The organism is Paraperibacillus esterisolvens (assembly GCF_046237625.1).
Classification (GTDB): Bacteria; Bacillota; Bacilli; order Bacillales; family DSM-1321; genus Paraperibacillus; species Paraperibacillus esterisolvens.
In genome coordinates this window covers 2,952,176-2,973,342 of record NZ_CP143545.1, presented here as the reverse complement: position 1 = coordinate 2,973,342, position 21,167 = coordinate 2,952,176, and the positions used below count along the sequence as shown (strand labels likewise).

Genomic DNA, 21,167 nt, shown 5'->3' with positions numbered 1-21,167 from the left:
AATGAAATGGTCGGAAATCTCAATCCATACAACAAACGAAGCAGTGGAGCCTGTCTCTAACGTCCTGCATGAAGCAGGTGCGAGCGGCGTCGTTATAGAAGATCCTTCCGAGTTATATAAAGAGCGAGAAGACAGATTCGGTGAAATCTACCAGCTCAATAAAAATGATTATCCTGAAGAAGGTGTCATCGTAAAAGCCTATCTGCCGGTTAACAGCTTTCTTGGCGAGGCGGTTGAAGAAATAAAGGAAGCCATCAACAGCCTCCTGCTTTATGATATTGACCTGGGCAGGAACCAGATTACCATCAGCGAAGTAAATGAAGAAGAGTGGGCAACGGCCTGGAAGAAATATTATAATCCAGTGAAAATTTCAGACCGATTTACCATTGTGCCTACTTGGGAAGAGTATTCACCTGTGAATACTGATGAGCTGATCATAGAACTCGATCCAGGGATGGCATTTGGAACAGGCACCCACCCGACTACAGTCATGTGTATTCAGTCCCTCGAGAGAACAGTGCAGGAAGATGATATGGTTGTCGATGTTGGAACGGGCTCAGGTGTCCTAAGTATTGCTGCCGCTCTGCTTGGCGCACGCCGCGTTGAAGCATTGGATCTGGATGATGTAGCTGTACAGGCTGCAAAGCTGAATGTGAAGCTGAACAAAGTCCAGCACGTCGTGAATGTTTCGCAGAATAACCTGGTGGATGGCATTTCAGAACAGGCAGACGTGGTGGTGGCCAATATTTTGGCTGAGGTAATCATCCGCTTTGCCAGGGATGTTATTGAGGTAGTGAAGCCTGGCGGTTATTTTATAGCCTCAGGTATTATCAGGCAGAAAAAAGACGAAGTGAAGGAAGAACTCCTTTCATGCGGCTTTGAAATAGAAGAAACGATACAGATGGATGATTGGGTTGCCATCATTGCAAAGAAATAAATAAGGGGAAGTGGAGGGCCTTCCTCTGCTTTCTTTTTATTGAGATTCAGCAGGACGCATTAATTGCGAAGGAAGGGTTGCAGATGCAGCGTTACTTTATCTCTGAGGAAAATATAAAGGACGGTAGTGTATTCATATCAGGCGATGATTTTCATCATCTGGCGAATGTACTCCGTGGAAAGCCTGGCGATAAAATTTTATGTGTGGCCGGCAGGGATAAAACTGCCCTGGTGGAAATTACAGAAATTGCTAATGAAAGCATTGCAGGCTCCATTATAGAATGGAAGGATGAAAGCAAGGAAATGCCTGTGAAAGTGGCAATTGCCAGCGGCCTGCCCAAAGGGGATAAATTGGATTATATCGTGCAAAAAGGGACCGAGCTTGGAGCAGCTGAATTTGTCCCTTTTGTTGCAGCCCGCTCCGTTGTCAAGTGGGATGACAAAAAAGCGGCTAAGAAGCAGGAAAGGCTTCAGAAGATAGCAAAAGAAGCGGCAGAACAATCCCACAGGGCAGCAATGCCTGAGGTTCACAGCCCGATCAGGTTCAGTGAATTATTGAAGGTGTCTGAAACCTACCCGCACAAGCTGATAGCTTATGAAGAAGAAGCTAAGCAGGGTGAATCTACCGTACTATCACAGGTTTTAAACCGGCTGAATGACCATGACTCCATTTTTATGGTTTTTGGGCCGGAGGGCGGCTTTACGCCTGAAGAAATAATGAAGCTGAAGGAAGCCGGATTTTTGGCATGCGGCCTGGGGCCGAGGATACTAAGGACTGAAACAGCCCCGCTTTATGCCCTTTCCGCCATTTCCTATCATACAGAATTAATGAGGTGATTCATTTGGCAACAGTAGCGTTTCATACCTTAGGGTGTAAGGTTAACCACTATGAAACCGAGGCTATCTGGCAGTTATTTAAAGGTGCCGGCTATGACCGGGTGGAATATGAATCAACAGCAGATGTCTATGTGGTCAATACTTGTACCGTAACCAATACAGGAGATAAAAAGAGCCGCCAGGTGATCAGGAGGGCCATAAGGAAGAATCCGGATGCAGTTATCTGCGTAACAGGCTGTTATGCCCAGACTTCACCCGCAGAAATAATGGCCATTCCTGGTGTTGATATCGTAGTTGGAACACAAGACAGGGTTAAGATGCTAGATTATATTGAACAATTCAAAGAAGAGCGTCAGCCTATTAATGGTGTAGGCAACATCATGAAATCGAGGGTGTATGAGGAATTGGATGTTCCGGCATTTACAGACCGGACCCGTGCATCCCTAAAGATACAAGAAGGCTGCAATAATTTCTGTACCTTCTGCATCATCCCGTGGGCACGCGGCTTAATGAGGTCCAGGAATCCCGAGGAAGTCATCAGGCAGGCAGAGCAGCTGGTAAACGCCGGCTATAAGGAAATAGTACTTACCGGCATTCATACGGGAGGTTATGGGGAGGATTTAAAAGACTATAATCTTGCCATGCTCCTTAAGGATCTTGAGGAAGTTAAAGGGTTAAAAAGAATCCGGATTTCCTCTATAGAGGCCAGCCAGATTTCAGATGAAGTCATTGAAGTTCTTAAAGAATCGAAAAAGGTAGTAAGGCATCTTCATGTGCCTCTTCAATCCGGATCTAATTCCGTATTGAAGAGAATGCGGCGGAAATATACAATGGAAGCATTTGCTGAACGCCTTGCCAGGCTCCGGGAAGCACTGCCCGGCCTTGCTTTGACTTCGGATGTTATTGTCGGTTTTCCTGGTGAGACAGAAGAAGAATTTATGGAAACCTATGATTTTATCAAAGCACACAGGTTCTCCGAGCTCCATGTATTTCCTTATTCCAAACGGACAGGAACGCCGGCTGCGCGGATGGATGGACAGATTGATGAAGAAGTGAAAAATGAACGTGTCCATCGTTTGATTGCTCTTTCAGACCAGCTTGCCAAAGAATATGCTTCCCAATTTGAAGGCGAAGTTCTCGAAATCATACCGGAAGAGAAATTCAATGAAGAAGAAAACGGCAGCCTGTATGTGGGCTATACCGATAATTATCTGAAGGTCGTAATTCCTGCGAACGAAGACATGATCGGAAAATTGGTCAGAGTAAAAATAACACAGGCAGGTTACCCTTATAATGAAGGAGAATTTCTCCGCGTAGCAGATGAAGTGGAAGAGATTGAGAAAGCTGTCGTATAATGAAATAAGGCTGTCCAAAAGGACTTGATGCACCGGACCATATCAGCAGGAGTAAGTCCAGTCCTCCAGCCTGATCTGGGCTAAAAGCCGGGTCAGCCAGCCTTATTAAACGATCAAGGGGGCCGTTCCATGAAACATGATATTGCTAAGCTGATTGATCATACAGCCTTGAAGCCGCAGGTGACAGAGGCTGAAATCAGGAAATTGTGCCAGGAAGCCAGGGACTATGGATTTTTCTCTGTCTGCGTGAACCCTGCGTGGGTGGCGCTCTGTGCAGATATCCTAAAGGATTCCGAAGTGAAGGTTTGCACGGTAATCGGTTTTCCTCTTGGGGCCGCCACACCTGAAACAAAAAGCTTTGAGACGGCAGACGCTGTTAAAAATGGCGCGGGGGAAGTGGATATGGTTATTAATATCGGCGCCCTTAGGGATAAAAATGATGAATTGGTTTTACGTGATATTAAGGCGGTAGTGGATGCTGCGGGAGCACAGGCGCTCACCAAGGTCATCATCGAGACCAGCCTATTGACCCAGGAAGAAAAGGTAAGGGCATGCGAGCTCGCCGTTAAAGCAGGTGCCAGCTTCGTCAAAACGTCCACCGGATTTTCAACCGGAGGGGCTGTGATTGAGGATATTGAACTCATGCGGAAGACGGTCGGTCCTGATATCGGGGTTAAAGCTTCCGGTGGTATCCGGAGTACAGAGGATGCGCTGAGAATGGTGAAGGCCGGAGCTAATCGAATCGGTGCCAGCGCCGGACCGGCCATCCTGTCCGGCTTGACTGCAGAATCGGATTATTAAAAGAAAGCTTATCCACTGGTTTACGTCCGGCTGGATAAGCTTTTTATTTTTTGTTATGAAATCTTAGGATCAATGCAGTGAATTTATCTGTAAACGGAAGTGCAGCCAATGAGACAGCAACATTGAAGATGACACTGGCATGGGCAAGCATTAAGTCCTTTTCCTCGGTCAGGGCAGAGACAAGCTTTTCAAGGGCAGGAATTAAAGGGTAAAATAACGCTGCCCCAATCAAGTTAAGCCAGATATGGGCATAGGAAGTAAAGCGGGCTTCTTTTCCCGCCCCAAAGGCAGCCATATAAGCCGTGATGCAGGTGCCGATGTTTGATCCCAGCATAATCGCGATTCCGGCCTGGATATCCATCTGACCGGCTGCCAAAAAGCCCATGGCGATCCCTGTCATGGCCGAGCTGGAGTGAATGATGGCAGTAATGACCATTCCGGTGCAGAGAGCGAGGAAGAGATTATCTTCCATCCCTGTCAGCAGCTTTTGGACAGAATCGAGGGACGAAACAGGACCGGCCAGATTCTTAAATCCGTTGATGGCTGTGATGACAAAGCTCAAGCCAATCAATGTGGTCCCGGTGCTTTTGCAAATAATATGGGGGAACAGCCAGAGTACAGCCCCGAGCAGGGCGCCTGGCACAGCCCACTTCTCTAAAGGGATGGCCATGAATTCAGTCGTGAAGGTTGAGCCGACATTCGTACCGAGTATGATGCCGATGGTCTTTGAGAAGGTAAGGCTCCCCGAGGATACGAGTCCGATTGTCATGACCATTACGGCAGAACTGCTTTGCAGGATGCCTGTTATGATGATTCCCATAAAAAACCCTTTGACAGGGGTTTTTGTTGTCCGTTCCAAGAACCGCTTCAGCTTTTCGCCGGAAGCGTTGAACAGGCCGATCCGCAGAATGGACATTCCTGACAGGAAGATCAGCAGGAAGATGGAAAAGGCCAAAATCTCTCTCATTTAACGTACACCCCCTTGCCGAATTATATGGAAGGGGCGGGGCGGACATGCCTCCAAATTAATTTAATAAAAAATGTTCGGCAGAGCCACTATTATCTTCTTTAGTAGTTGACCTGCAAATGCTATTATATTATACTTGTTAAGTACATGATGTATATAAATGCATTATGAGTTAGTGTGTTGTGTTCGGAGGGAGGGAAAGAGATGTCTAAAACCGTCGTTCGTAAAAACGAATCGCTTGAAGATGCTCTTCGTCGCTTTAAACGTACTGTATCTAAGACAGGTACACTTCAAGAAGCTAGAAAGCGCGAATTCTATGAAAAGCCTAGCGTAAAGCGCAAGAAAAAGTCAGAAGCAGCTAGAAAACGTAAATGGTAAGAGAGGGTGGAAACATGAGTCTTCTCGAGCGTTTAAATAATGATATGAAACAAGCGATGAAGAACAAAGAAAAAGACAAACTCTCTGTTATTCGGATGCTTAAGGCTGCGATTCAAAACGAAGCGATTAAGCATACCAAACCAGAATTGACAGAAGAGGAAGAATTGACAGTACTTTCTCGCGAACTTAAACAACGCAAAGACTCCCTTCAAGAGTTTGAAAAAGCCGGCCGTCAGGACCTGGCTGACAAACTGCTTACCGAAATTGATTACGTTGAGGTATATTTACCTGAACAGCTTTCTGGGGATGAAGTTTCTGAAATTGTAAAACAGACGATTTCTGAGACTGGTGCTTCTTCAAAGGCTGATATGGGAAAAGTAATGGCAGCTGTCATGCCTAAAGTAAAAGGCAAAGCTGATGGTTCATTGGTTAACAAGCTAGTAATGCAGCATTTATCTCAAACAAACTAACTAACTATAAACCGCAGGCAATTATTGCCTGCGGTTTTTTACGTTCAAGCGGGAAAACCTTTTAGGGCCTGTCCTTTTACCACGAGAGGAAGGGCGTTGCCTGCGTATACATTATCTGTGTTTGGAAGGCAAACGGCCTTCATCTTTCTTCTGCCTGAGCTGACAGTGGACGGAGAAAGAAAGAAGTCAGTCTTTTCCAATAAAAGAAACTTTTTCCCCTTGTAAACGTATATACTTGAGAATGGGGGGTGACCACATTTTGAGGCTTAGCTGGGCTGCATTTTGCATCTTGTTGTTTTTCTGCTTGTTTTCACCGCAAAGTTCTTCGGCGGCAGAAGGGGAAGTCTATATCATACCCGTTACAGACACAGTGGAGGATGGCTTGTATTCCTTTCTGAAGCGGGCGATGGGTGAGGCAGAAAAAAGCGGTGCGAGCGCCGTCATACTGGAAATAAATACTCCCGGGGGAGCAGTGGCTGCAGCAGAAAAAATCAGCGGGCTGCTTGATGATTCACCCTTGAGGAAAATTGCGTTCATTAACAGCCGCGCCCTATCCGCCGGTGCATATATCGCTCTGCATGCAGATGAGATCTATATGGTACCTGGCGCGGTCATCGGATCGGCGGCCGTCATTGATGGAGCGGGTAATGCAGCTTCAAAAAAGGCACAGTCCTACTGGCTTGCGGCGATGAAGTCAGCTGCCGAGAAAAACGGGCGTGATCCCAGGTTCGCCCTTGCGATGGCAAGTGAGAATAATGATTTAACGGAATTCGGAGCTGGTCATGGCAAACTGCTGACCCTAACCGCCAGGCAGGCTGAAAAAGCCGGTTATAATGAGGGCACGGTCAAGGACAGGCGTGAATTGCTGAAAACACTTACTCTTGATGAAAAAAGCACAGTAACAATGAATGAAAGCTTCGCTGAAAAAGCAGCCGGATTCCTGACTCAACCCGCGGTCATTCCAATCCTCTTTACAATAGGATGCCTGGGCCTTGTGCTCGAATTGTTTTCCCCGGGCTTCGGCATAGCGGGGATTGCCGGGCTTACAGCTTTTGGCTTGTTCTTTTTTGGACACATGGCAGCCGGCCTTACCGGATATGAACCTGTTCTTTTATTTGCTGCAGGAATCTTCCTGCTGCTCCTGGAGCTGGTCCTCCCGGGTGGTATTGCCGGAGTGCTCGGTGCCTCCGCAGTTGCGGGAAGCCTGTATCTGACGACGGGGAATTTTGTGTATACAAGCCTGTCATTGGCAGCAGCCCTCCTCATTACGGTTGTGGCAAGCATAATAATGGTAAAGGTGTATGGTAAAAATATGAAATTTTTTAAGAAAATCATATTGAGTGATTCCACTGCCACGGAAAAGGGATATATCTCTAACAAGAGCAGGACTGAGCTGCTCGGGAAAAAGGGGATCACACTGACACCGCTCAGGCCATCGGGCATAGTTCTGGTGGACGGTGAGCGGATCGATGTGGTCTCTGAAGGAAACTTTATACAGAAGGATTCATCCGTAATGATTATAAAAGCCGAAGGTTCCCGCATTGTAGTGAGGGAAGCCGGAGAGCAAGGAGGAAACTAATGATTTCAAGCAATATCATGCTATTGATCATCATTATAGCCGCTGTGATTCTGCTGGCGGTTTTATTGACCTTCGTACCAGTTATGCTGTGGATATCTGCGCTCGCTGCAGGTGTAAGGGTCAGCATTTTCACATTAATCGGTATGAAACTCCGGAGGGTCATACCAAGCAGGGTTATCAATCCGCTGATCAAAGCACATAAAGCGGGTATTGATGTCACCACAAACCAGCTGGAAAGCCATTATCTGGCAGGGGGTAACGTGGACAGGGTAGTCAATGCGCTGATTGCCGCTCACCGTGCAAATATTGAACTTCCGTTCGAAAGAAGCGCCGCCATCGACCTCGCGGGCAGGAATGTGCTTGAGGCGGTTCAGATGAGCGTCAATCCAAAGGTTATTGAAACTCCATTCATTGCCGGTGTGGCCATGAACGGGATTGAAGTTAAAGCAAAGGCAAGGATTACTGTAAGAGCAAATATCGACCGGCTTGTCGGCGGTGCGGGTGAGGAAACCGTCATAGCACGTGTGGGTGAAGGGATTGTTTCCACCATCGGTTCTTCAGACAGCCATAAAAAGGTCCTGGAAAATCCTGATATGATTTCCCAGACTGTGTTGTCTAAGGGACTCGATTCCGGGACAGCCTTCGAAATTCTCTCCATCGACATCGCTGATGTGGACATAGGTTCTAATATCGGAGCCAACCTTCAGACGGAGCAGGCAGAGGCCGATAAGAAGATCGCACAGGCAAAAGCAGAAGAACGACGGGCCATGGCGGTCGCTTATGAGCAGGAAATGAAGGCCAGAGTAGAAGAGATGAGGGCCAAGGTGGTAGAAGCGGAAGCAGAGGTTCCGCTTGCAATGTCGGATGCACTTAAAGCTGGGAACATTGGGGTCATGGATTATATCAATTACGAAAACATCAATGCTGATACGGATATGAGGGATTCCATCGGCAGGATGTCATCAGGCGGGAAGGACAAGGATAACAAATAACGTCCTTTTGCCATAAGGAGGGTTCTCGTTGGAACAGCTCATCGACTTTTTATTCGGCAATGCTGCCTTTTTAATCGTCCTGATCGGTCTTGCATCCACTCTGTTTGGCAGGGGAGGCGGGAAAAGACAGGTGGAAGGGCAGGCCAATAATCCTAAGGCCTCCCGTCGTGCAGGCCAGATGCCAAGACCAGGACAAAAGCCCGTTAAAGCCGGGGCCGGCCACCGGCAGCCGGAGACTGAGATCCGCAATAAATCTGATTCAGCGGTATACCATGATGCCATGCTGGAAGAAGAGATAGCTGCCACGCAGCGGGCAGACAGCATGAAGAGGAAACGCCAGATTGCTCCCGTCCAGCAGGTCCCCCCGCTGGGTCACATTGAAACAGGAAAGGCTGGCACATTTACAGAGGACCAGATCTTGAACGGAGTGATCATGGCTGAAGTACTGGGAAGGCCGAGAAGCAGGAAAGGCCGGCGTAAAGTAGGATACAGAAGCCTGAAAAGTTAAAAAAGCGGTGCTAGAACCCCCTTTTGTCTCATACATTTGAGATAAAAGGGGGTTCTTTTTGTATGGCGCAAAAATGGGGACAAAAAATCCGGCAGCTCATGATGAATACCATGGACCTTCCACAGGACGTAGTGATGGATCTGCCCCGCATAACCATGATCGGACAGCTGCATATATATATTGAAAATCACAGGGGGCTTTTGACCTTTACAGACACAGAGCTGCGGCTGATGCTTAAAAGCGGACAGTTATTGATCAAAGGGACTTCCTTTTCCATAAGAGCCATCCTTCCGGAAGAAATTTTGCTGGAAGGAAAAATTGACCAAGTATCATTCATAAATGATTAGTGAGGGAGAAAAAAGATGAAAAATCAATGGACAAACTTCCTTGGGGGCTTTGTAAGGGTTAGAGCAGAAGGCAGGGGAAATGAACGGCTGATCAATCAGATTGTTAAACATGATATTTACGTTTGGAATATTAAGAGGACCGGCACTCATTCCGTGCTTTTCAATATCCATCTAAGGGATTTGCATAAATTAAGAAAAGCAGTTAGGGGCGGCGACAGCAGACTTTCTTTTATAGAAGGCAGGGGCGGTCCTTTTTTAATAAAACGGACGCTAAAGAACAGCGGCTTCCTGGCGGGCTTCCTTGCCTTCCTGATGGTCGTTTTTATGCTTTCCAATATGATATGGGGAATAGAAGTCAAGGGCGCAAAACCTGCTACTGAGCATAAGATCAGGAAGGAATTGGATAAGATGGGCGTGGGGTCCGGCAAAATTCAATTTCTTATAGCCGGCGAGGATGAAATACAGCGCAGGCTGACAAACAATATATCAGAGCTTACCTGGGTCGGGGTAGAGCTGAAAGGAACCAAGTTTCACTTTCAGGTGGTGGAAAAGAAGCAGCCGAAAGAGCTGGTCAAACTCTCTCCGAGGAATATAGTGGCCAGGAAAAAAGCGGTCATCACAGGAGTATTTGCAGTTAAGGGGCAGCCTGTGGCGGCGGTGCATGATTATGTAAAAAAAGGCCAGCTGCTGATATCCGGGAATATTGGCAGTGAAAAAAAACCGCGTATCGTACCCGCTGACGGGAAGGTCTGGGGTGAAACATGGTACAAGTCCCAGGTGGAAGTGCCGTTAAAAACCAAATTTTCCGTGTTTAACGGAAGGGAAAGCGTGAAACATTATATAAAAATAGTTGATTTTACAATTCCGGTCTGGAATTTCAAGAAGAATGATTACAAGCAGTATGTAACTGAAACAAGTGAAAGGCCGCTTAAATTCCTGAAATGGGAACTTCCGATATCGTATAAATCGGTGACCCGGCGGGAAAGGGAAGACACGGTGAGGACGTATAATGAAAAAGAGGCAGTTTTAAAGGCCAGAGAGATGGGAAAAGAGGATTTAAAGAAGCTCTTGCCCGCAGATTCAAAAATAGCGGGGGAGAATATTTTGCACCAGACAATCGACAGTGGTAAAGTTAAAATAACAATACACTATCAGGTGATAGAAGATATTGCTGTCGGACAACCAATTATCCAAGGAGACTAAGGAATGCCAGAAGAAGCCAAAATAGTGAACCTGCACCTTGAATCGCCTGCCGAAGCGCTTGCTTTGCTGGGGAATTCTGATACAAACTTAAAGGTACTTGAACAAGAGTTAGCTGTAACCGTTGTCACCCGTGGAGGAGATATTGCCATTACAGGAAGCCGGAGTTCTGCCGAGAAGGCCGAAACCGTCCTGAAATCGCTGCTTTCGGTGATAAGGAAAGGCATTAACATTAGTACCCGTGATACTTTATATGCGATACAGATGGCCGAACGAGGCACCATCGAATATTTTATGGAATTATACAATGAAGAAATCATGAAGAATGCCAAAGGGAAGACGATCCGTGTCAAGACCCTTGGACAGCGTCAATATATTTCTGAAATCAGGAGGAACGACCTCGTCTTCGGAATCGGCCCGGCCGGTACAGGGAAAACCTATCTGGCGGTCATCATGGCAGTTAATGCCCTTAAAAACGGGAGTGTCAAAAAAATCATCCTTACACGTCCTGCAGTCGAAGCAGGCGAGAGCCTCGGCTTCCTTCCGGGCGACCTGAAGGAGAAGGTGGATCCGTATCTGCGTCCGCTGTATGATGCCCTCCATGATGTTCTGGGGACCGACCATACGGAAAGGATGATTGAAAGGGGGACCATCGAGATTGCACCGCTCGCTTATATGAGGGGGCGGACGCTTGATGATGCCTTCATCATCCTGGATGAAGCCCAGAATACGACTGGCGCACAGATGAAGATGTTTGTCACAAGACTTGGTTTTGGATCAAAAATGGTCATTACAGGAGACAGATCCCAGATTGACCTTCCGAAAGGTGCCAAATCGGGACTGCTGTCTGCCGAGGAAATTCTGGGAAATGTCCCGGGGATCTCATTTGTTATCCTCGAACAGACAGATATAGTCAGGCATCCATTGGTTTCCAAGATCATCGGTGCTTATGAAAAAGCAGATTCATGAAATGAATAGCATGTCATGTGACATCTGTACCCTGCAGCTGCAGGATAAATATAGAGGAATAAATAGTGCTCGATCCCGGTATTCACCGGGATCATTTTGTTTCAGAGGTCATCCTGCAAAATTCTATTCCACAGGGAAACTGGTTAAGCCTGCCGGTAAAACCACTTAAACTCAGCGTCCGTCCTGCATAATTAGAGCACCTTTGCCTGCAATCAACTTTCTTCTTCATCAGCCTAATGGATGGAAATACCCAAAAGATTTCTATCCTCAGTGTTAATTGATGAATACTTTATTTATCTTTCCGCTCATTCCCTTTTTTGAAATTTCAGGTTATCTTTGCCCTGGTCAATTGTGCTTCCGTTATAGTTTCAGCATTTTTAATCATAAATTTTTCTGCTTCATTACCTCTTTAAGGTTTTTAATTAGTTTTCCACTATAGTTTAAAAATGGTTTGTTCGTTTGATTCCAGGCAATTAAACGGCTCGTCCTTTCCAGCAATATGAAGGGGATCCAAAGCTTTTTCACCAATCGAAACTCTCAGATATCATATTATTCCTTATACCGGATATCCATGTTTCTTATGCTTGCGGGAGATAAGCCTTATCATCTGAAAACAGCTGTAAATGTAAAAACCGCCGCTGATGCTGGTTTGACACTACAGTCTTTCTCAGGGATATACACCGTAGACATCAGCACATCATTTATTGATGCTGACTGCGGGATGGTTAATTAGGGTGAAACTTGACCTGAAAACTGATATTATTTTATGTAATAGAATGGAAAACTAAAGAGAGCTTAAACAGGGTCTGTCAGGGGGACTGTGCATGGGCAGTGTGAATAAAGTGATCGCTAAATTAAAAGATCTTCTGAGAATGAAGGTTTTTCAAGCTTTGCTTTTTGCTGTATTAGGGGTAATATCTTATTTCATCATGTTTTCTAATGTGACGACTGAAAAAGTCGATGTCAGCCTGCTGACTCCTGCAGACAAGACCATCAGGGCAACCCAGACAGTCATAGATAAAGAGATGACGGAAGCTGCCAGGCAGGAAGCGGCAGGCTCTGTCGAAGATGTATTTACCCTTAAGAAGGAGTATGCGGAGAACCGGGTGGATCTCATTGCTTCCATATTTGAATCGATTCAGGAAGTGAAGGATGCGCAGGAAAAGAAAACAAAAGGATCGAAAGAAGGCGAGGAGCCTCCGGAGAAATTTAAAGCAGTACTTCCTGCCCATCTCTCCATGGTGAAGGACAAGCTTACCGGTGATGTTACAAGAGAGCTTTCGGATTCAACCTTCACGGCCCTTTTAAAAGCCGGCAGATATGATACAGACATGGCCAAGGACCTGACCCTGACTGCCGTGAATAGTGTGATGGGCACCAGGATCCCGGCGGAGGAAGTAGGCTATGCAAAGAACCGGGCCGAAGAACAGATCAAAATCTCGAGTCTTCCACGGGATGTTAAGGATGCGGCTATTGAGCTTGCCCGCTTTGCCATCATCCAAAATGAGTTCTACGATAAGCAGAAGTCAGAAGAAAAACTGCAGGCAGCCCTTGAAGGAGTAGAGCCTGTCAGGATCCTGCAGGGTGAGGTTATTGTCGAGAAAGGCCAGCTTGTCGACAGGGATATATACCGCCAGCTGAAAATTGCCGGCTTTCTTGAGAATGATAAGTCCTACCGCCCTTTCATAGGGCTCGGGCTGTTTATCCTGATTGCCATGGGTGGGCTGTATTATTATTTTCAGGCAATCAAAGACCCGGCAGACAACAAACAATCAGATATCCTGCTTTTTGGGATAGTTTATCTGCTCTCCCTCATTGTCATGAAAACAGTAAGCCTTTTCCAGGAATCGGAATACATAGATATGGTTTATTTCTTCCCGGCGGCGTTTGCAGCCATGCTGATTAAGATACTGCTGAACGAAAGGCTGGCCATCGCCATGACGATTGTCCTTTCCAGTTTCGGTACAATCGTTTTCAATGAAGGGATCGCGTCCAATCTTCATCTCGCTGCCGGACTTTATATCCTGCTAAGCGGGGCAGCAGGAATCATCCTGCTGAATACTAAAGACTATAGATCCAAGATATTGCAGGCGGGTCTTCTTCTGTCCCTGCTGAATATGCTTCTGGTATGCTCCCTGCTGCTGATTATGGATGCCAGGACCCTAAGAACCGATTTTGTGTTCTATATCATCTCTTCGACGGTATCCGGACTTGCATCATCCATTTTGACAATAGGCGTCCTTCCATTTTTTGAAATGGGGTTTGGCATCCTGACTTCCATGAAGCTGATTGAATTATCGAACCCGAACCATCCATTATTGAGGAAAATCCTCACGGATGCACCAGGAACATACCACCATAGCGTCATGGTGGCCAATCTTGCGGAATCCGCTTCAGAGGCAATCGGTGCGAACGGGCTTTTAGCCCGGGTTGGCTGCTACTATCATGATATCGGGAAGACAGAGAGGCCGCAGTTTTTCATTGAAAATCAAATGAACATCGAGAATCCACATGACCGGCTGGACCCGGATACGAGCAAGGAAATTATTGTTTCACATGTTACGGATGGAGTGGACTCGCTGAAGAAGCACCGCCTGCCGGAGGAAATCATTGCGATAGCCAGAGAACATCATGGAACCACCATGCTGAAATATTTTTATCATAAAGCGAAGCAGGAAGGCAGGGATATTAGAGAAAAGGATTATCGGTATCCAGGTCCTAAACCCCAATCCAAAGAGGCAGCAGTCATCAGCATCGCCGATAGTGTCGAGGCAGCGGTCCGCTCAATGAAACAGCCGACCGCAGAGGCGATTGACGGACTGATCAAAAACATTATTGTAGACAGGCTGCAGGATGGGCAATTTAATGAATGTGATATCACCATGAAAGAACTCGATATTGTAAACAAGTCGCTGGGTGAGACCCTTAAGGGGATCTTCCATAATCGAATCGAATATCCAGACTTAAAAAAATGAGCAGGTGAATGTGATGTATTTAAATATTGACTTGAATGATGAAACGGATGAAATCGGCAGTGAGGGCAGGGAGCTGGTTGAAGGGCTTCTGGAATTTGCGGCGGGTAAGCTCGATGTCACAGAAGGTGCAGAAGTGTCCATAACCTTCACGGGAAACGAAAGGATCCGGGAGATTAATCGTGATTATCGGGGGAAGGATCAGCCGACTGATGTAATTTCCTTTGCCCTGGAGGAAATGGGGGAGGACGAAGTCGAGATTCTTGGTGCTGATATGCCAAGAGTGCTCGGTGATATTATTATTTCTGTTGACCGAACAAGGGAGCAGGCAGACGAATATGGCCACTCCATTGACCGAGAATTGGGTTTTCTTGCCCTTCACGGATTTCTCCACTTATTGGGATATGACCATATGACGGAAGAAGACGAAAAGAGGATGTTTGGAAAGCAGAAAGAAATATTGGATGCCTATGGACTCCAGCGGTAAGGCGGGGAAGAAGCATCCGTTTCACAAAAGCGTATTCTATGCCCTCAGAGGAATCCTTACCGGCTTCAGACAAGAGCGCAATGTACGGATACATGCCGCAGTCACGGTACTGGTGCTGATATTTGGCTGGTTCTTTTCCCTGAATGCAACAGAATGGCTGTTTATCCTGGCTGCCATTGGAGGCACCATTGCCCTTGAACTGGTGAATTCGGCCATTGAACGGACTGTGGACCTTGCCGTGAAGGAGTATCACCCCCTTGCGGAACAGGCGAAAGACATGGCTGCAGGTGCCGTTCTTGTTTACACCATATTCTCCATCCTTGTTGGAATCATCATCTTTGTACCAAAGCTTGTAGAGATCTATACTCTGTTCCTATAATCCTGCAGAAAGGAAGAACAAAATGGAAATCCATGAACTGATCAAACTGGCTGAAGCAGCCAGGGAAAGGGCCTATGTCCCATACTCGAAATTTAAGGTGGGCGCAGCCCTGCTGACGGAGGACGGAAAAGTGTACGGAGGCTGCAATATAGAAAACGCCGGTTACAGCATGACAAACTGTGCTGAGAGGACAGCCTTCTTCAAAGCCATATCCGAAGGAGATACCAAATTCAGCATGCTTGCTGTTACTGCTGATACGGATGGTCCTGTATCGCCATGCGGCGCCTGCCGCCAGGTGATTTCTGAGTTCTGTCCGAAAGACATGAAAGTAGTTTTAACGAATTTAAAAGGGGAAATAACAGAAACAACCGTGGAAGCCCTGCTTCCCGGAGCCTTTACACCGGAGGATTTAAATGGATAATATGAATGACAATACATCAAAGAATTTTAAGTCTGGCTTTATTTCAATCATCGGAAGGCCGAATGTCGGGAAATCCACTTACCTAAATCGGGTAATCGGCCAAAAAATCGCCATTATGAGCGACAAACCCCAGACCACGAGGAATAAAGTTCAGGGAGTGCTTTCACTCGCAGACTCACAAATGATCTTCATCGATACACCGGGAATCCATAAACCGAAGCACAAGCTTGGTGATTTCATGATGAAGGTTGCACAGAATACACTGAAGGAAGTTGACCTCGTACTGTTCATGATCAATGCTGAGGAAGGATACGGACGCGGTGATGAATTTATCATTGAAAAGCTGAAGGCGGTTTCGACACCTGTCTTCCTTGTAATCAATAAAATTGATACTGTGCATCCCGACCAGCTGATGCAGCTGATCCAGCAATATAAAGAGAAGATGGAATTCAGGGAGATAGTTCCAATCTCTGCACTTCAAGGAAACAATGTTGACACGCTTCTCGAGCAGATTAAATCTTATCTGCCCGAAGGACCGCAATATTATCCTGCAGATCAAGTGACAGACCATCCTGAAAGATTCATCATTTCCGAATTGATCCGGGAAAAGGCCCTGCACCTCACACGTGAGGAAATTCCCCATTCCATTGCTGTTGTGATTGAATCCATCAAGCGCGAGGACAACAGCAGCGGAACCGTCCATGTGATGGCGACCATCATTGTAGAACGGGATTCCCAAAAGGGAATTGTAATCGGCAAGCAGGGAAAAATGCTGAAGGAAATTGGCCAGCGTGCAAGGCTGGATATAGAAAACCTGCTTGGTTCAAAGGTATTCCTTGAGCTTTGGGTGAAGGTCCAGAAGGACTGGAGAAACCGTCCCGGCCAGCTTAGGGATTATGGCTTCAGGGAAGATGAGTATTAAGCTGGAATTTATACTTAGAAAATAATGTCTAACATGAAATGAAGGCTGAAGGGCCAAAATATCCTTAAGGGCTTGGGAAAAATTTAATGATGCTAGTTTTACAATCGAAAGGTGGGCTTATATTGTTGGATTTTACCTGGAAGGTATTCAGCAGCACAGGTAATATTGATACCTATCTCCTTTTTAAAGAACTGGAGCTGGAGCATGGCGATAAACCCGAAACTGTTGAAACTGTACTAGCGGATACCGAATTTCCTATATCTTAAGCTGTTTTGGCCGCCATCTGAAGGGCGGGATTCTGATCATGTTCCAAAAATGTGAGGGAATCGTAATAAGGCGGACCGATTACGGAGAAAACAATAAAATCATCACTCTTTATACCCGTGAATGGGGTAAAATCGCGGTGATGGCAAGGGGCGCTAACAAGCCAAGCAGCCGTTTCACTGCCGTCACCCAGTTGTTCAATTACGGTTCCTATCTAGTGCAGACGTCCAAAGGAATCGGCCTCCTGCAGCAGGGGGAAACCTTTTCAGCCTTGAGGGGAATCAGGGAGGACATCTTTTCGACCGCCTATGCTTCCTATATAGTGGAGCTGCTTGATAAAAGCGTGGAGGACCGGAAGCCGAATCCTTATCTGTTCGAACTGCTGCATAAATCCCTTCAGTATATTGATGAAGGCTATGACAATGAAATCATTAAATTTATATTTGAAATGAAAATGCTCGATGTTCTCGGACTGCACCCTATCCTGAATCAATGTGCATCCTGTGGGGCAGCGGAAGGGGAATTTTCTTTTTCAGTGCGTGAAGGCGGCTTTATCTGCCACCGCTGCCTTGGAAAAGATCCCTATCACATTAAGATATCGCCTGCCGCAGTCAAGCTGCTGCGGCTCTTTTATTACTTTGATATAAATCGCCTGGGTTCCGTTTCTGTTAAGCCCGAAACGAAAAAAGAGCTGGACAGGGTTATAAGAACATACTATGACGAATATTCCGGCCTTCATTTAAAATCCAGGAAATTTCTTGATCAGATGGATAAGTTCAAGGATCAGATATAAAAAACGTCTGTCGCTGCCATCCTGGCTATTGACAAACTGACTTTTTATCCTATAAAATTTGATTATTATTATATGAGCTGCGTTGAAGGACAGTAGTAGCAAGGAAGCTCTCATTTTACAGAGAGCCCTGTGGCGGTGGAAACAGGGCATTGAGAACCATGCGAAGGCAGTCCCGAGCAGAGGCTGGATTTACAGCAAAAGAGGCCGGATTATCCGGCAATTAGGGTGGAACCGCGGGTAACTCTCGTCCCTATGCGTCAGCATAGGACGGGAGTTTTTTTGTTTTAATTGAATGGCCAAAATAGTGGAGGTGCAAAGAATGAATATACAAAATATGATACTTACGCTTCAGAGACATTGGTCTGCACAGGGCTGCATGCTGATGCAGGCTTATGATGTGGAAAAAGGGGCAGGGACGATGAGTCCTTATACATTCCTAAGGGCGATTGGGCCGGAGCCATGGAATGTGGCCTATGTGGAACCGTCAAGAAGGCCTGCTGACGGAAGGTATGGTGAAAACCCGAACAGGCTCTATCAGCACCATCAATTCCAAGTGATCATGAAGCCTTCACCTGATAACATTCAGGAGCTGTATCTTGACTCGCTGAAAGCTTTGGGAATAGACCCGCTCAAGCACGACATCCGTTTTGTAGAAGACAACTGGGAGAATCCATCACTTGGCTGTGCCGGGCTGGGCTGGGAAGTCTGGCTTGATGGCATGGAAATCACTCAGTTCACCTATTTCCAGCAGGTTGGCGGGCTTGAGTGCAAACCGGTATCAGTTGAAATCACGTACGGAATTGAACGGCTGGCCTCTTATATCCAGGATAAGGAAAATGTCTTCGACCTGGAGTGGACAGAAGGCTTTACAATCAAGGATATCTTTTATCAGCCGGAGTTTGAGCACTCAACCTATACTTTTGAAACTTCTGATCCCGAAATGCTGTTCCAGCTGTTTAATATTTATGAAAAGGAAGCACACAGGCAAATGGAGCATGGACTCGTCCACCCGGCCTATGATTATGTATTGAAATGCTCCCACACCTTTAATGTCCTGGATGCAAGGGGATCCATATCCGTTACGGAGCGGACCGGCTACCTGGCAAGGGTGCGGAACCTGGCCAGAAAAGTCGCTAAGACGTTTTATGAAGAAAGAGAAAAGCTTGGCTTTCCAATTTTAAAGAAAGGGGAGGTACATACTCATGAGTAAGAAGGACTTTTTATTAGAAATCGGACTGGAAGAAATGCCTGCCCGGTTTGTTACTTCCTCTATGAATCAGCTGAAGGATAAGGTATCAGCCTGGCTGAAGGAACATAGCATTGAATTTGATGAAATCAAGGCTTATTCTACGCCGAGGAGGCTTGCAGTCCTGGTTGGGGGCGCTGCGGCTGCTCAAAGTGATATCCATGAAGAGGCAAAAGGGCCGGCGAAAAAGATTGCCCTTGATGCTGAAGGGAACTGGTCAAAGGCTGCCATGGGATTTGCACGAGGTCAGGGGGTTTCGGCTAATGACATCTTCTTTAAGGAGCTTAATGGCATTGTATATGCCTATGTCAAGAAGTTCATCAAAGGACAGCCCACCAAAGCTCTGCTGCCTCAATTAAAGGAAGTGATCACAAATCTTCATTTCCCGAAAAATATGAGATGGGCAGATGAAGACCTGAAATTTGTCAGACCGATAAAATGGCTGACAGCCTTGCTTGGTAATGAAATCATTCCATTTGCCATCGCTGGAGTCGAGACTGGAAACACTAGCCGCGGCCATCGCTTTCTCGGAAATACTGCAGAATTTAGTGAGCCGGCGAGCTATGAAGAGGCACTGAAACAGCAGTTTGTCATAGCTGATCCTGATGTGCGCAGGGAAATGATTCTCGAGGGAATTCGGGAAATAGAGTCCCAGCAGGGCTGGCGCATTCCAATTGATGAAGAACTTCTTGAAGAAGTGAATAATTTAGTGGAATACCCATCGGCATTATTCGGCAGCTATGAGGAGGAGTATCTTGAACTTCCACAGGAAGTGCTGATCACCTCCATGAAGGAACATCAACGTTATTTTCCTGTTATGGACAATGAGGGCGGGCTTCTTCCTCACTTCATTACAGTAAGAAATGGAAACAAAGATCATCTCGAAACGGTTGCGAAAGGCAATGAAAAGGTATTGCGCGCAAGACTTGCCGATGCAGCTTTCTTTTATAAGGAAGATTTAAAGACAGATATCGCGGTCTCTTTGAAAAAGCTTGAGTCCATTGTGTATCAAGAAGAAATCGGTACACTTTCTGATAAAGTCGGCAGGGTGAGGAAGCTTTCTGCCGCTATTTCCGAGAAGCTCGAACTTGATCAGAGTACTCAGCAGCACGCGGATCGGGCAGCTGAAATAAGCAAGTTTGATCTGGTTACAAATATGGTCTATGAATTCCCGGAACTGCAGGGGCTTATGGGTGAAAAGTATGCAAGAATCAAGGGTGAGCCTGAAGAAGTAGCTGTGGCCATTAACGAGCATTATATGCCGCGCAATGCAGAGGATAATGTTCCTGAATCCCTTGCCGGATCAGTATTGTCGATAGCTGACAAACTGGATACTATTGTTTCCTGTTTCTCCATCGGGATTATTCCTACAGGATCACAAGACCCCTATGCACTGAGACGGCAGGCAAGCGGTATTGTGGCAATTCTGGCGGAACGAGGCTTCGATATCGAAATTGAAGAACTGCTGAAGCTTTCGCTTGATGCCGTAGAAGCTGCCGGATTTGCTAAGAAAGAACGCGAGGATCTATTATCGGAACTGATCCAATTCTTCAAGATGAGGATTAAGCATCTTCTGACTGAGCGCGGTGTACGCTATGACCTGATTGATTCAGTCCTTGCGGGGAAGGCCGGTAATGTAGCAAGCTTGATTGAGCGTGCGGAAGTGCTGAATGCCCGCAGTGAACAGCCGGATTTCAAGGGCGCAATTGAAGCGCTGAGCCGTGTAATGAATCTTGGCGGGAAAGCTGAAAAAGGAAGCAGCGCCGATCCGCAGCTGTTTGAGAACCAATACGAAAGAGAACTGCACCAGCAGTTCCAGGACGTTAAGGAACAATTTAAGCAGCAGCAGGGCGAGGATGAAAAATTTGCGCTTCTGGCTTCCCTGAAGCCATCAATTGAAGCATTCTTTGAACACACCATGGTAATGGCGGAAGATGAAAGCCTGCGGCATAACCGCCTGGCCCTGTTATCTGAGATGACGGAGTCCATCCGCGGATTTGCTGAAATTAATAAAGTCATGACTGGCTGATTTCGTCTGACGGAAATTCAGCTCCCAGACTAAAAAGCGGCTGGCAGTGACAGGCCGGTTTCCAAGTGGTAATCAGTTATAGGACAGAAGCTCCTGAACTGGCGCCATCCCAGGGAGCCGGCCTCTGCTTGGCAGCCACTTGTTTTGTGATTAGTATATAATTTATTTTAAACAGTATAACTTATTTCTTTCATTTTACCCCAAATAAAAGTATAATTTTAAGAACTGGATTGATGCTTAGCAGCTAGATCGTCACCGGATATGCTTAGGATGAACCATCCAAGGTTTAGATAAGAAGCGGCTTTTTATAGATTA

Annotated in this window: 22 protein-coding genes and 1 other annotated feature; of the genes, 21 read left to right on the top strand and 1 reads right to left on the bottom strand. The window is 46.4% G+C overall.

Translation table 11 applies throughout. The features are described from left to right. The first annotated feature begins 1 nt into the window (after position 1). The 4 genes from prmA to deoC all read left to right on the top strand — a co-directional run bounded on the left by prmA (position 2) and on the right by deoC (position 3,929). Positions 2–937 (top strand): 50S ribosomal protein L11 methyltransferase, encoded by a 936-nt coding sequence (gene prmA / locus V1501_RS15055; protein WP_409289363.1) that lies wholly within the window; start codon positions 2–4, stop codon positions 935–937. 83 nt (positions 938–1,020) lie between these two features. Then, positions 1,021–1,773 carry a 16S rRNA (uracil(1498)-N(3))-methyltransferase gene (locus tag V1501_RS15050; RefSeq protein ID WP_409289361.1) on the top strand — a complete coding sequence of 251 codons (753 nt, stop codon included), beginning with the start codon at positions 1,021–1,023 and terminating at the stop codon, positions 1,771–1,773. 5 nt (positions 1,774–1,778) lie between these two features. After that, positions 1,779–3,128: a tRNA (N(6)-L-threonylcarbamoyladenosine(37)-C(2))-methylthiotransferase MtaB gene (mtaB, locus tag V1501_RS15045; protein ID WP_409289359.1), complete on the top strand. Its 1,350-nt coding sequence runs from the start codon at positions 1,779–1,781 to the stop codon at positions 3,126–3,128. Between the two features lie 129 nt (positions 3,129–3,257). Continuing rightward, complete coding sequence (gene deoC / locus V1501_RS15040; protein WP_409289357.1) at positions 3,258–3,929, top strand: deoxyribose-phosphate aldolase; 672 nt, start codon at positions 3,258–3,260, stop codon at positions 3,927–3,929. Positions 3,930–3,972: 43 nt separating this feature from the next. On the opposite strand, the gene V1501_RS15035 is transcribed toward deoC, so the two are convergent. Continuing rightward, the gene (locus tag V1501_RS15035; RefSeq protein WP_409289355.1) at positions 3,973–4,896 is read right to left on the bottom strand and encodes a Na/Pi symporter; all 924 of its coding nucleotides are present in this window, start codon (positions 4,894–4,896) and stop codon (positions 3,973–3,975) included. A gap of 204 nt (positions 4,897–5,100) precedes the next feature. Between V1501_RS15035 and rpsU the strand changes: the two genes are divergently transcribed. The 17 genes from rpsU to glyS all read left to right on the top strand — a co-directional run bounded on the left by rpsU (position 5,101) and on the right by glyS (position 20,852). Continuing rightward, complete coding sequence (gene rpsU, locus V1501_RS15030; RefSeq protein WP_026692851.1) at positions 5,101–5,274, top strand: 30S ribosomal protein S21; 174 nt, start codon at positions 5,101–5,103, stop codon at positions 5,272–5,274. Between the two features lie 14 nt (positions 5,275–5,288). Then, on the top strand, positions 5,289–5,744 hold the full coding sequence (locus V1501_RS15025) for a GatB/YqeY domain-containing protein (RefSeq protein WP_409289354.1): 456 nt from the start codon (positions 5,289–5,291) through the stop codon (positions 5,742–5,744). Positions 5,745–5,985: 241 nt separating this feature from the next. Next, positions 5,986–7,323: an NfeD family protein gene (locus V1501_RS15020; protein ID WP_409293390.1), complete on the top strand. Its 1,338-nt coding sequence runs from the start codon at positions 5,986–5,988 to the stop codon at positions 7,321–7,323. Next, the gene (gene floA / locus V1501_RS15015; RefSeq protein ID WP_409289353.1) at positions 7,323–8,315 is read left to right on the top strand and encodes a flotillin-like protein FloA; all 993 of its coding nucleotides are present in this window, start codon (positions 7,323–7,325) and stop codon (positions 8,313–8,315) included. Before V1501_RS15020 ends, floA begins: the two co-directional genes overlap by 1 nt. A gap of 28 nt (positions 8,316–8,343) precedes the next feature. Further along, positions 8,344–8,823, top strand: coding sequence for a hypothetical protein (locus V1501_RS15010; protein ID WP_409289351.1), 480 nt, complete (start codon positions 8,344–8,346; stop codon positions 8,821–8,823). A 62-nt stretch (positions 8,824–8,885) separates the two neighbouring features. After that, positions 8,886–9,170, top strand: coding sequence for a sporulation protein YqfC (yqfC, locus tag V1501_RS15005; protein ID WP_409289350.1), 285 nt, complete (start codon positions 8,886–8,888; stop codon positions 9,168–9,170). Positions 9,171–9,185: 15 nt separating this feature from the next. Continuing rightward, positions 9,186–10,373 carry a sporulation protein YqfD gene (yqfD, locus tag V1501_RS15000; RefSeq protein WP_409289348.1) on the top strand — a complete coding sequence of 396 codons (1,188 nt, stop codon included), beginning with the start codon at positions 9,186–9,188 and terminating at the stop codon, positions 10,371–10,373. 3 nt (positions 10,374–10,376) lie between these two features. Beyond that, entirely contained in the window at positions 10,377–11,339 is a 963-nt protein-coding gene (locus tag V1501_RS14995) for a PhoH family protein (protein ID WP_409289347.1), read from the top strand. An 824-nt stretch (positions 11,340–12,163) separates the two neighbouring features. Next, positions 12,164–14,314, top strand: a complete 2,151-nt coding sequence (locus V1501_RS14990) for an HD family phosphohydrolase (protein ID WP_409289346.1) — start codon at positions 12,164–12,166, stop codon at positions 14,312–14,314. Positions 14,315–14,327: 13 nt separating this feature from the next. Further along, the gene (gene ybeY / locus V1501_RS14985) at positions 14,328–14,798 is read left to right on the top strand and encodes an rRNA maturation RNase YbeY (RefSeq protein ID WP_409289345.1); all 471 of its coding nucleotides are present in this window, start codon (positions 14,328–14,330) and stop codon (positions 14,796–14,798) included. Beyond that, positions 14,782–15,177: a diacylglycerol kinase family protein gene (locus V1501_RS14980; RefSeq protein WP_409289343.1), complete on the top strand. Its 396-nt coding sequence runs from the start codon at positions 14,782–14,784 to the stop codon at positions 15,175–15,177. The genes ybeY and V1501_RS14980 overlap by 17 nt, the downstream gene beginning before the upstream one ends. 22 nt (positions 15,178–15,199) lie before the next feature. After that, entirely contained in the window at positions 15,200–15,598 is a 399-nt protein-coding gene (locus V1501_RS14975) for a cytidine deaminase (protein WP_409289341.1), read from the top strand. A 1-nt stretch (position 15,599) separates the two neighbouring features. Next, positions 15,600–16,520 carry a GTPase Era gene (era, locus tag V1501_RS14970; protein WP_409293388.1) on the top strand — a complete coding sequence of 307 codons (921 nt, stop codon included), beginning with the start codon at positions 15,600–15,602 and terminating at the stop codon, positions 16,518–16,520. 122 nt (positions 16,521–16,642) lie between these two features. Next, positions 16,643–16,786, top strand: coding sequence for a YqzL family protein (locus tag V1501_RS14965; protein ID WP_409289340.1), 144 nt, complete (start codon positions 16,643–16,645; stop codon positions 16,784–16,786). Between the two features lie 38 nt (positions 16,787–16,824). Continuing rightward, complete coding sequence (gene recO / locus V1501_RS14960; protein WP_409289339.1) at positions 16,825–17,577, top strand: DNA repair protein RecO; 753 nt, start codon at positions 16,825–16,827, stop codon at positions 17,575–17,577. A 73-nt stretch (positions 17,578–17,650) separates the two neighbouring features. Continuing rightward, positions 17,651–17,832: a binding site (T-box leader), on the top strand. Positions 17,833–17,896: 64 nt separating this feature from the next. Then, complete coding sequence (gene glyQ / locus V1501_RS14955; protein ID WP_409289338.1) at positions 17,897–18,787, top strand: glycine--tRNA ligase subunit alpha; 891 nt, start codon at positions 17,897–17,899, stop codon at positions 18,785–18,787. Beyond that, positions 18,780–20,852, top strand: a complete 2,073-nt coding sequence (gene glyS, locus V1501_RS14950; protein ID WP_409289336.1) for a glycine--tRNA ligase subunit beta — start codon at positions 18,780–18,782, stop codon at positions 20,850–20,852. The genes glyQ and glyS overlap by 8 nt, the downstream gene beginning before the upstream one ends. The last annotated feature ends 315 nt before the right edge of the window (positions 20,853–21,167 follow it).